The 11,562-nt window shown below is 42.7% G+C and carries 11 protein-coding genes; 5 read left to right on the top strand and 6 right to left on the bottom strand.

Annotated elements, in window-relative coordinates; translation table 11 throughout:
* Nucleotides 1–28 precede the first annotated feature (28 nt).
* Both BA79_RS14875 and pbp4 read right to left on the bottom strand, forming a co-directional pair.
* Entirely contained in the window at nucleotides 29–1,267 is a 1,239-nt protein-coding gene (locus tag BA79_RS14875; protein ID WP_035703611.1) for an MFS transporter, read from the bottom strand.
* A 144-nt stretch (nucleotides 1,268–1,411) separates the two neighbouring features.
* Nucleotides 1,412–3,451, bottom strand: a complete 2,040-nt coding sequence (pbp4, locus tag BA79_RS14880; RefSeq protein WP_035703613.1) for a penicillin-binding protein PBP4(5) — start codon at nucleotides 3,449–3,451, stop codon at nucleotides 1,412–1,414.
* A 231-nt stretch (nucleotides 3,452–3,682) separates the two neighbouring features.
* Here pbp4 and BA79_RS14885 point away from each other — a divergent pair, with 231 nt between their 5' ends.
* On the top strand, nucleotides 3,683–5,113 hold the full coding sequence (locus tag BA79_RS14885) for an SLC13 family permease (protein WP_008344186.1): 1,431 nt from the start codon (nucleotides 3,683–3,685) through the stop codon (nucleotides 5,111–5,113).
* Here BA79_RS14885 and BA79_RS14890 read toward each other — a convergent pair.
* Complete coding sequence (locus tag BA79_RS14890) at nucleotides 5,045–5,449, bottom strand: hypothetical protein (protein ID WP_035703615.1); 405 nt, start codon at nucleotides 5,447–5,449, stop codon at nucleotides 5,045–5,047. The two genes, BA79_RS14885 and BA79_RS14890, sit on opposite strands and share 69 nt — an antisense overlap.
* Before the next feature lie 91 nt (nucleotides 5,450–5,540).
* Here BA79_RS14890 and BA79_RS14895 point away from each other — a divergent pair, with 91 nt between their 5' ends.
* Entirely contained in the window at nucleotides 5,541–5,768 is a 228-nt protein-coding gene (locus tag BA79_RS14895) for a hypothetical protein (RefSeq protein ID WP_017360415.1), read from the top strand.
* Here the strand turns inward: BA79_RS14895 and BA79_RS14900 are convergent.
* Nucleotides 5,749–6,228 carry an Hsp20/alpha crystallin family protein gene (locus BA79_RS14900; RefSeq protein WP_008344182.1) on the bottom strand — a complete coding sequence of 160 codons (480 nt, stop codon included), beginning with the start codon at nucleotides 6,226–6,228 and terminating at the stop codon, nucleotides 5,749–5,751. The genes BA79_RS14895 and BA79_RS14900 overlap by 20 nt on opposite strands.
* Nucleotides 6,229–6,293: 65 nt before the next feature.
* Here BA79_RS14900 and BA79_RS14905 point away from each other — a divergent pair, with 65 nt between their 5' ends.
* Nucleotides 6,294–6,551 carry a hypothetical protein gene (locus tag BA79_RS14905; RefSeq protein WP_008344180.1) on the top strand — a complete coding sequence of 86 codons (258 nt, stop codon included), beginning with the start codon at nucleotides 6,294–6,296 and terminating at the stop codon, nucleotides 6,549–6,551.
* Nucleotides 6,552–6,557: 6 nt separating this feature from the next.
* Nucleotides 6,558–6,791, top strand: coding sequence for a hypothetical protein (locus BA79_RS14910; RefSeq protein ID WP_008344178.1), 234 nt, complete (start codon nucleotides 6,558–6,560; stop codon nucleotides 6,789–6,791).
* 36 nt (nucleotides 6,792–6,827) lie between these two features.
* Here the strand turns inward: BA79_RS14910 and bcaP are convergent, their stop codons facing one another.
* Both bcaP and BA79_RS14920 read right to left on the bottom strand, forming a co-directional pair.
* On the bottom strand, nucleotides 6,828–8,219 hold the full coding sequence (bcaP, locus tag BA79_RS14915) for a branched-chain amino acid transporter BcaP (RefSeq protein WP_008344176.1): 1,392 nt from the start codon (nucleotides 8,217–8,219) through the stop codon (nucleotides 6,828–6,830).
* A 178-nt stretch (nucleotides 8,220–8,397) separates the two neighbouring features.
* Nucleotides 8,398–9,471, bottom strand: coding sequence for a tetratricopeptide repeat-containing glycosyltransferase family 2 protein (locus tag BA79_RS14920; protein ID WP_035703619.1), 1,074 nt, complete (start codon nucleotides 9,469–9,471; stop codon nucleotides 8,398–8,400).
* A gap of 133 nt (nucleotides 9,472–9,604) precedes the next feature.
* On the opposite strand from BA79_RS14920, the gene BA79_RS14925 reads away from it, so the two are divergent.
* Nucleotides 9,605–11,497 (top strand): ABC-F family ATP-binding cassette domain-containing protein, encoded by a 1,893-nt coding sequence (locus BA79_RS14925; RefSeq protein WP_035703623.1) that lies wholly within the window; start codon nucleotides 9,605–9,607, stop codon nucleotides 11,495–11,497.
* Nucleotides 11,498–11,562 lie beyond the last annotated feature (65 nt).

An 11,562-nucleotide genomic window follows, 5' to 3' on the forward strand; every position in this document is an offset into this window, starting at 1 on the left:
CGCTCATTTATTGAGCGGTTTTTACCTTTTATGATTCATTCCATTTCGCTATGGTCTGATCGCTTGGCAGTAAGAAGGCTAGGATGCCTAATATCGGTAAAAAGGCGACACCGATCATGGTAGGCGTTAAACCGACTGCATCAATTAATGAGCCGAGGGCAACGGATCCAATCGCTCCCATACCAAACGCAAGTCCAACAGTTAAACCAGACATTGTGCCAATTTTCCCGGGAAATAGTTCTTGGGCATAGACCACGGTGACAGAGAAGCTTGAGGTCAGAATGATCCCAATGAGTCCAAGTAAAACATAAGCAACAACCGGTCCGGCAAATGGGAGAAGTAGGGCAAGCGGAAAGGATGCCAATAAAGAAATTAAAATGACGGTTTTCTTGCCGAAGCGGTCTGCAAGCGGCCCGCCTAAAAATGTCCCAATCGCACCCAATATAAGAAATAAGAAAATATAAGTTTGTGATTCTTTAATCGTCAAACCATATTGCTCAATCGCATAAAACGCATAGAAATTCGAGATCGCATTTCCATACCAAGAACGCGCGAAAATAAGAAAGACGATAATGCCAAGTGCTGTGAGCGCTGACTTGCGGTGAAGTTCAGATCTTGCTGCTTTTGCAGGCGCTTTTTTCGCTTGTGCTCGAATGGTTTGAAGTCTTCCTGCGTACCATCTCGAAATATAAAGAAGGAAACCGACAGCAATCATTCCAACAATCGTAAACCAAGCCACACCTGGCTGACCGAGAGGGACGAGCATGAATGCAGCGATTAGCGGAGCAAAGGCTTGACCTGTATTTCCACCGACTTGATAGATGGATTGAGCAAGACCCCGTCTAGGACCAGCTGCCATGTTGGCAACCCGTGAGCCTTCTGGATGGAAAATCGCAGAGCCAAGTCCAATAAAGACGACGCACAGTAGGATGGTCGCAAATGACGGCGCAAACGCAAGGCCGAAAATGCCGACAGCACTTGAAAATAATGCGATAGGCAGTGCATAGGGCATCGGCCGTTTATCTGTGTACCACCCGATCGCAGGCTGCATGACGGAGGAGACCATATTTAATGTAAAGGCGATTAGCCCTAATTGAGTAAAGGTCAGCCCCATTGAGCGTTCTAAAATAGGGAACATGGCAGGAATCACGGCTTGCAATGTGTCGTTGAGCATATGGCAAATACCAATAATCAATAAAATAGGATAAACCGTTGAACCGGTGATCGCTTTTTGAGGTTTATCCTTTGTTTGAGCAGCAATAGCCAATGAGACTTCCTCCTTTCATTCAACTTGTTTCTTTTTTCATTCTCCTCATTTTATTCATAAGGTGAACTATAAAACAATAGCAAATTGTCATGATTTAGAAAAAAAGAGACACATGCGCTTGCTGGAGCGTGTGTCTCTAAAGGGTTATTTATAGAAAGAAGCGATGACAGGCTTCATTTTTTGAATGACAAGTCCACTGCCTCCACGGTTTTTCACACCTTCAATCATGCCGACGAGGACGTAATCTTCTTTTTTAGGATTAAACGCAAGTAAAAATCCATTTTCAGTACCGTCTGTCGCACCTTGTTTGCTCTTTAGTTCCGCTGTTCCCGTTTTAGCGGCTATATCAGCCCCTTTTATTTGCAACGAGTGAGCGGTTCCGTTTGAATTGGTGACGACTTGAGTGAGTGCGTCCTTCACCGTATTTGCTGTATCTTCTTTGATGATCTGTTTTGGTGATGCTGTTTTTTCATCCTGAATGACTCGAGGGTACACAAGCTTTCCTCCTGTTGCAAATGGAGAATAAGCATGTACTTGTTCAATTGGAGACATAAGTAATTCTCCTTGGCCATATGCTGAGTCGGCAAGTAAGATGTCTGATTTGATTCCGTCGTTAGACACTTGTGCCGGTTTCATTGTAAACGGCATGTTTAAATCATCACCAAATCCAAATGTTTTCACTTTTTTCTCGTAAGTATCTTTGCCGATTTCAAGGGCTTCCTGTCCAAAATAAATATTATCTGAGTACACGAGGGCATCGACCATATTGACTTGTTCTTTGTCATGAACCCGTGTAATGCGATAATTTCCCCATGATTGATCCTTCTGCCATTTCAGTCCATGAATGGTGCGTACTTTATTAGGTTTTGTGACACCTGTTTCCAGTCCAATGGCTGCTGTAATGGTTTTGAAAGTAGATCCTGGTGCATATCTGCTCGCATATCGAGCTTGGAATGGAAGATCGGGATTTTCACTGTATGCTTGATATTGTTTAGGCGTGATCCCGTTGGTCATTAAATTGACATCGTAAGAAGGGGTGCTAACAAGCGCTAATAAATCACCTGATGATGGGTTCATAATGGTGACAGCCCCTTTTTCACCTTTCAGCTGTTGATAGGCTTTTTTCTGTAAAGATGCATCAATGGTCAGCTTGACTGTTTTTCCGTCTTTTCGGTCTGTTTTTTGTAATGTTTCTTCAATACCTGTTTCATCATGGATAATGAGGATGCTTCCGCCATCTTGTCCTCTTAAGTTCTTGTCAAATGTGAATTCAAGGCCGGTTTTGCCGATGATTTGATCCGCCTTTAAAGCTGGATTTCTTTTGATATCATCCGCATTTGCTTTTCCCACATAGCCTGTCAGATGGGCAGCGGCTTCGTTATATGGATAGTAGCGCATTTCCTTCGTTTGATAGGTGACGCCATTTATGTCTTTTGGAATCGGCTTTTGCTCTAACATAGACTTTAGCGGGACAAATGTGTCATCTGTGACCCATGCTTGTTTCAGCTGATTTTGAATCAGCTCTTCATCTATATCAAAAGCGTTGCTGATTTTTTTGATGTTGCTTTCTTTTTCCGTACCTGTCCCGAGTTTTCCAGGGATGATGCCAAGTGCGTGTCCACCAGTTGTTTCGGCTAACGTGCGCCCTTTTCGATCTACAATATTTCCGCGTACCGCAGGATCCGTTGTCACTTTGATGGTGTCACCCGTTTCCATTTGCGGGAAGATGAGATTTGGTTTCCAATCTACTTTCCACTCGTTATCCTCTTCGGAGAGAACGCCCTTGTAAGAGAGTTTGTTCAGTTTTCCAAGTGACGTTTTCATCGTGACTTCATAGGTGAATTGATACCCATTTCCTTTGTCCTGTTTTTCTACGTTGACGTTTGAGACGTTTAGATCACTTGCACCAATGCCGCTAAAGATCTTATCGTATTTTTCGGCAAGTTGTTTTTTAGAAAAGTCACTGGCTTTCAGAGAGCCACTTGTGACCTCATCTACCAGTTTCGTGAATTCTTTTTTCTCCAGATGTTTCGTAAAGGATTCAGCGGCTTTCAGCGCCTCTTTTTCTTTTGAGAAAAGCGAATCTTTTAAGAAAAAGAGAGCAGCAGCAATCACGATGATGCTAAGAAGGGGAATGATGACTTTTTTCTGTTTCCAAAATGATTTTCGTTGATCTGTATACAATGAAAACACCTCAATTTTTGATTAGATCCTCTATAGTTTACAGTTACTGTGTAGGATTTGTATAGTTTCTCCTATGAAAATAGACCAAGACATGAAGTGGAAATATGAATCAAGACACAGTTGCTGCTGAAGAATCTCTTCATTTTTTCTTATGATTTAAAGGATTTTTTATGTGATCATCGAATGTGAAAAACTAGAAAAAATTAAAAGCGTTTTCATGAAGGAGGAATTGTGATCGTTTATAAAAAAGTGAATCTAACTGGACTTGTTCTTGGACCGATCTTCTTTTTGCTTATTTTTTTGCTCATTCCAGAAAGTGAATTGACCTATGCAGCGAGAGTGGTACTTGGCATCACAGCATGGACTGCGACATGGTGGGTCACTGAAGCTTTGCCTATACCGGCGACCTCTTTATTGCCCATCATCCTTTTGCCTACACTTGGCGGGCTATCGATGGAGCAAACATCAAGAGCTTATGGAGACCCGATTGTTTTTATGTACATGGGCGGATTTATGATTGCCATTGCCATTGAAAAATGGAATTTACATAGAAGAATGGCCTTACATATTTTAAACATCATTGGCACAAGAAGTGACCGCATTGTATTAGGGGTTATGATAGCAACGGCTTTTTTATCTATGTGGATTTCAAATGCAGCCACAGCACTGATGATGCTGCCTGTGGCACTGGCTGTGATTAAAGAGGTGAAGGCGAACGATATTTTGTCAGGTGCATCTCTTGACCGATTCAGTAAAAGCATCCTATTATCGGTCGCTTATTCAGCCTCTATTGGCGGACTGGCGACACTCGTTGGGTCTGTACCAAATGCTGTTTTTGCGGCGATGTCAAAAAAGCTGTTAGATCGAGAAATTATGTTTTTTGAATGGTTTTTGTTTGGTTTTCCGGTGGCGGCTGTTCTGCTTATTCTCTTATTTCTGTATTTGACCAAGATACAGTTCAAGGTAGAGCACACAGGGGAAATGGGAGCAGCGTTTATACGGAAGGGTTTAGAGGATTTAGGCAAAATGAAACAAGAAGAAAAATGGGTTTTTGCTATTTTTCTTATGACGGCTTTTTTATGGATCTTTAAAATCTTTTTGTTTGGCGGGCTTCCTGTCTCGGATACGTCGATCGCAATCTTTGGGGCGATGCTGTTATTTCTCATTCCAGCGACAAATGGAGAGAGAATACTAGAATGGCAGGATATGAAGCAGTTGCCGTGGGGACTTTTGCTTTTGTTTGGAGGCGGGCTTTCGCTCGCTACAGGGTTTGCAGAAACCAATCTAACAGGATGGATCGGGGGAAATTTACAGCATTTAAATGGGCTGTCGTATCTCATGCTTCTGATTATTTTAACGGGCGCTATTTTATTTATGACCGAAATTATGTCCAATACAGCAGTTGCGAACATGATGATTCCAATTACAGTAGGGCTTGGACTTGCAATTGGCATGGAGCCGTACGGCTTAATGGCTGCGGCTGCGTTAGCATCTTCATGTGCATTTATGCTGCCAATCTCCACACCGCCAAATGCGGCTGTCTTTAGTGCGGACGTGCTGAAAATATCTGATATGGTCAAGGCTGGCTTTTGGTTAAATGTGATCAGTATTGTAGCGATTGTGCTTGCGGTTTATTTTTGGCTTCCGGTCGTTCTGAGATGAAGACTTTGATCGAATGGAGACTTTTGGTGTTTTTGTTTCTTTTGGCTTCGGTACTGAAGCTGCCTTTTTGAGGTGCGGGTCCTTTGGCGTGTAATAGGTGGCTCCAATGTTGAGTCTGCCTTTAAGCTGATCAATGGAAAGCTCACCAAACTCTAAATGGTAGTCAATTTTGTCCACATGCAGTGATTCAATATGAATGTGCGTATCCTCCGAGACAGGCGGAGCAGGTGCAGACATTTTTTGCTCAAGAGCGGTGAGTCTTTTTTCCAGCTCGACGACAGATGGGGATGGACTGGATTCAGTTTTTTTAAAGAGTGATTGAATGAAATGTTTCAAATGGACCACAACCTTTTCTTTCGCCTTGCTCTAGTCTATGGAAAAGCTGCCCGGTATATACTTATAGAGATACATGAAAGGGGAGAAGGGCATGCTGCCTACACGCATTCAGATTACCCATATGAAGACGAATACGATTGGTACAGGGTCCTCGATGACATTCGGTTCGACGATCGTACGAAATCACTGCTCGACGATCAAAAGAAACAATGGTTTTGGTGAACAAAATGCCGATGGCGTGATCACGATCTTGCCGATTGAAACGATTGATGATCGTGATCTAATAGACGCAGTCAGTATCAATATTCGTCATCTATGATTATCGCAGTTGCTTTTCCTTCATCCTTTTGCAAGCGAATGTATAGTACGCCGTCTTTAAAGGCCGCATTCATTTGACCAAGAATCATATCTGGGAGCCGAATTTTTCTTTCAAACGGACCATACTTTCCTTGTTTTTGGCGAAAATCCTGTTCGTTAAAAAAGGAAAAACGCTGTCCTTTTACAACTAAATATTCACCATACGACAGCACCTGAACATCTTCCTTCCGGTAGCCAGGCAGATAAATTAAGTACTGAAATTCAGTAGGGGTTTCCACAATGTCGACTGGTGGAAACGATGCATCTGTTCCTCGCTGATCTTGCTGCGAGAATGTAAATGGAGACGGACCATTTGCCATAAAGGGAGATCTTTGCTCATCATCGAATATCATTTTCCAAAAATCATCTCCATGCATTTGCTGGGCAATGTCCATCCACTGCTTCATTTTTTCGAAGTCCATGTGAAGACCTCCTGTTAACATACTTGATGGGTGCTCGCATATACCTATAAAAAGGAGGTTTATCTGTGGTTCAACCAACTCCGTATATCAATATTAATATTTTCATGTTAAAAATTAATTCCTTTGAAAATGCGTCGGCGGTGAATGTCGGACAAAATTTGTTAGCAGAGTGGCAAAACTCAGATAAAAAAAATCAGGGGTACGGACAGAATTTTGGAGATGCCAGCGGTTTTGTCGGAACAAAGAGCCATGTAGATGATCGAGATCAAGTGGACTCACCTGCCTCTTTTTCGCCAGCAGCTAAACCTATTCCAAGGAAGTGATGTGTGATGTTATTCTCACCCTCAGTCGTCAATGTCGGTGCTTTTAAAATCAATGCAATGGATCGGGGGGCATCACTGACGCTAGGGCCTTATCAGCAGATCGATTATTTTCTCTCGATGAAATTGAACCAAGGTTTTGGTGAGGACAATGGAGATTGTTCACCGCTTGTCATTCCGATTTCAAGCGTACTCGATCCAGATATGGTGGACTCGAATTCAGTGAAAAACAGTGTGATTTAAACAAAAAAAGAGACCGGGATTCCCCGTGTCTCTTTTCTATTGTGTTTGATTCAGATGGCTTTTGCGTCTTGCGTAGGTAAAATACACAACGACACCAATGGCTACCCAGATGAGGAAGGCTCGCCATGTCTCCCATTTCAGTGTGGCAGCCAAGATCATACAAATGACCGCACTAATGATGGGAAGAACAGGAACAAAGGGTACTTTAAACGCTGTTTTCATATTCGGATGTTTTTTCCGGAGTATGATCACAGCGATCGAGATCACCGTAAAGGCCGCAAGTGTACCGATGCTGACTAAATTAGCAAGTGTTGATAAGTTGACGAAACCAACGATACATGCCGCAACAGCGCCTGTCAGCCAAGTGTTGGCAACCGGTGTCTTCGATTTTGGATGAACGTTTGAAAAGATTTTTGGCATGAGTCCATCTCGGCTCATGGCAAAGGTTAAACGAACCTGAGCGTAGACAAGTGCAATTAACACGGTCGTAATCCCAATAATAGCACCTGCCGATATAATACCAGCGACACTATTCAGTCCAACCACTTGTAAAGCAAAAGCGACAGGGTCACTGACATTCAGTTTCGTATAGTGAACCATGCCGGTTAAGACAAAGGATACCCCGATGTATAAAATTGTACAAACACCGAGCGCGCCAATAATTCCGATTGGCATCGCTTTTTGCGGGTTTTTGACTTCTTCTGATGCATTAGCGATTGCATCAAATCCAAGGTAAGCAAAAAAGACAGTTGCCGCTCCTGCAATCACGCCATGGAAGCCCATTGGCATAAAAGGTGTCCAATTTTCAGGTTTAACGTAAGCAAAGCCTGAAATGATAAAGAGGAGGACAATGGCAATTTTGATGAGCACAATGATGTTATTCAGCTTCGTGCTCTCTTTTACGCCTCTTGAGACAATAAAGGTAATGAGTAAAATAATGAGTGCGCCTGGCAGGTTAAAGATGGCCCCATCAGCGGCTCCGGGTGCAGCCGATAAAGCCTTCGGTATGTGCAGACCAAATCCACTGAGCAGTGATTGAAAATAGGATGACCATCCGCTTGCCACAGCAGAGAGCGCAACAACATATTCAAGCATTAAATCCCAGCCCATTAAAAAGGCGAGGAATTCTCCAAGTGTTGCGTAAGAATACGTATAGACACTTCCTGACACTGGAATGGACGAGGAAAATTCAGCGTAGCAAAAAGCAGCAAGGGCGCATGCGATCGCAGCCAAAATAAAAGATATAATAATCGCAGGTCCCGCATCTTTCGCAGCCGCAACCCCCGTTATCACAAAAATTCCAGTCCCGACCACACAGCCAATGCCAAGCAAGATTAAATCAAATGTATTCAAAGAACGGCTCAGCCGCTTCGTTTGACTTTCAAGCATGAGCTGATCGAGAGACTTTTTTCTAAATAAAGAACTCATGTTGACCTCCTAATGGATAAATCTTTTCGTAAGACGAATGTTAGTATATGCGTAAATGACAATTTAGTCAATTGGTTGAAAAACGCTTTAAATCACTAAAGTGTTAAATGTCACAAAAGTCTAATGTGTATCAAAAGACATCCGCCGTCATTGACAGGCGGATGTGATAACAGGAGATTTACGTTTCTTCAGCAAATATTTTTTCATTGTACAGCACACTCGGATGTGTTGGGTAATGGGCTGAGGATGCAAGATGATGGGTTTTCGCTTGAGCCAAATCACCGAGCTGATAATAACAATAGCAAAGCTGAAGGTGAGGATACCATGTTTTATATTGTGTCAGTGTAAAGGCTGTTTCGATTTCAGGCGCTTTCAGTGCCTGCTCATACCAATAGATCGCTGCTTTGTGTTTATTTTGTGCTTTGAAATGATCCCCAATCCGGCAGCAAAATTCTGGACGGGGCTGATCATATAAGAAGGATCGCAATAAGGAGGATAAGGCGGCTTCCTCAAAACCGACTGCATAATAGCAGTCAGCTAAATTTTGGCATGTGCGAATTTCATCCTCAATCCAGCATTGTTTTGTGGCTAAAAATTTGTGATAAAAGCGAATCGCCTTCACCTGCTGCTTGTGATCTCGTAATTCATTGGCGAAGTAAAAGAGATCACGAGGTGTCATCTCTTCGCCTTTTGCAAGCATGTTTTCATAAATGCGCAGATTGCGTCCAGGTTCTCCGGCGGTTGTTTTCTTACGCTTTTGATGGGTGACGGCGATATCAGCGGGAAAAATGTTGCCATACACTTGAAGGAATTCATGAACGGCCCCATACCACTGAAAGTTCAAGGCACGCTTGACGAGCCGATTTCTTCTATATTTAAAATTCACCTGACCGTCCTCACTAAATCCAACGTGGTAAAACATCGAGACGGCATCTACTGCGGGATCAAGCGTCTGTTTGAGCTGAAGCAGTTTTTGCTGGTCCTCTTCAAGTAGGACATCGTCGGCATCCAGCCATAAGATATACTCTTTTGTCGCATGGGAAAAAGCGAAATTGCGTGCTTTTGCAAAATGCTGGACCCATTCAAAGTCGAGTACCTTTGCTGAAAAGGAGTGAGCAATGTCCTTTGTTTGATCCGTTGATCCTGTATCAACAATGATCATCTCATCTACAATGTCTTGAACAGAAGATAGGCAGTCAGCCAAAACCTCCTCTTCATTTTTCACAATCATACATAAACTAATGGTTATCATCTTTAGATCACCTCTTCATAGTGTATCGAGCATCAAAAGGAAACATTCTTTTCAGCAGTGGGTTTTTTTAAAACTAGTTTTCTGCTACTGGCTGATTTAAAATAAAGGAAGAATCTATGTAAGGGCTGATAAAATGAGTTTATTGAATGTAGAAGGATTATATAAAACCTATGGCGAAAAAACGCTGTTTGATCATATCTCTTTTCATATAGAACCAAAGGAACGCATCGGGTTAATTGGACCGAATGGAACAGGGAAGTCAACGCTTTTAAAAGTCATTGCAGGACTTGAATCATTTGAGGAAGGCGACATTACAAAGGCAGGGACACTTGATATCGAATTTCTCGAGCAAGATCCTGAAATGAGCGGGGATGAAACGATTCTCGACTATATTTTTTCAGGAACAGCACCGATGATTCAAACGATGAAAGCCTATGAAAAGGCGCTGGCTGATTTAGAGGATGATCCACAAAACGAGGCAAAACAAGAAGCGCTTATGCGTATGCAAAATAAAATGGATCAGGATGATGCATGGGATGCGAATCTTTCGGCGAAAACGATTTTGACAAAGCTTGGCGTTAAAGATGTGAGCCGATCTGTTCATGCGTTATCAGGCGGACAGAAAAAGCGTGTGGCAATCGCCAAAAATTTAATTCAGCCTGCGGGTTTGCTGATTTTAGATGAGCCGACAAACCATCTAGACAACGCAACCATTGAATGGCTTGAAGGATATTTGAGTCAATACAGCGGGGCTGTCATTCTTGTCACCCATGATCGTTATTTTTTAAACCGTGTCGCCAATCGGATTTATGAATTAAATCAGGGGCTGCTTTACACATATAAAGGAAATTATGAAGTCTTTTTAGAAAAAAGAGCGGAACGAGAAGCAGAAGCTCAAGTAAAAGAAACGAAACGTCAAAACCTGCTTAGACGTGAGCTAGCATGGTTGAGAAGAGGGGCAAAGGCTCGAACGACAAAGCAAAAAGCACGTATCGGCAGAGTGGAAGAGCTGAAGGATCAAAAGGGACCTGATGCAAAGGGAGAGCTTGATTTTGCGATCGGTTCTCACCGGCTTGGAAAACAAGTGATTGAGGCAGAAGAGATCAGCATCACATTTGCTGGACAAACCCTTGTGGACCAGTTCAGTGATTTAGTCGTGCCAGGGGATCGTATCGGATTTATCGGACCAAATGGAGTGGGCAAAACAACTTTACTCAATTGCCTGGCGGGTAAAATAGAACCGACGAACGGACAATTGACCATTGGACAAACAGTCCGCATTGGCTATTACACGCAGGACCATAACGAAATGAATGAAGAGCTGAATATCATTGATTACATCAAAGAAACAGCTGAAATTGTCAAAACGGCAGATGGCGTCATTGTGACAGCAGAGCAGATGTTGGAGCGATTTTTATTCCCTAGATCCATGCAGCGCACGTTTATCCGCAAGCTGTCAGGGGGAGAGCGCCGCAGATTGTATTTATTGAAGGTATTGATGGAAGAGCCGAATGTTCTCTTTTTAGATGAGCCGACGAATGATCTTGATACAGAGACGCTCAGCATTTTAGAGGATTATTTGGAGCAGTTCCCAGGCGTAGTCATCACCGTGTCGCATGATCGTTATTTCTTAGACCGAGTCGTCCATCGTCTGCTTGTGTTTGAAGGAAATGGACGCATTTCACACTTCCAAGGTGCTTACAGCGATTACATGGAGCAAGAAAAAGAACAGAAGCGAACAGAGACAAAACCTGCTGAAAAACAAGTAGAAGCTGCTCCTAAAAAGAGAAAAAAACTATCCTATAAGGACCAGCTTGAATGGGATGGCATTGAAGATCGGATACAAGCACTAGAGGACAAACACCAGCAGCTCGAAGCCAGCATTGCTGAGGCTGGCAGTGATTTTGGGAAAATTCAAGAGCTGATGGACAAGCAAAAAGCCGTCGCTGAAGAATTAGAACAAGCGATGGATCGTTGGACAGAACTGTCGCTGATAATTGAGGAATTAGAAAGTAATGAAAAATAAAGGTTGGCAAAAAAACTGTAGAGACATTCTACAGTCAGATTGTAGAGAAACTCATGTTTTTCTAC

It is taken from the genome of Bacillus altitudinis 41KF2b, from assembly GCF_000691145.1.
GTDB lineage: Bacteria > Bacillota > Bacilli > Bacillales > Bacillaceae > Bacillus > Bacillus altitudinis.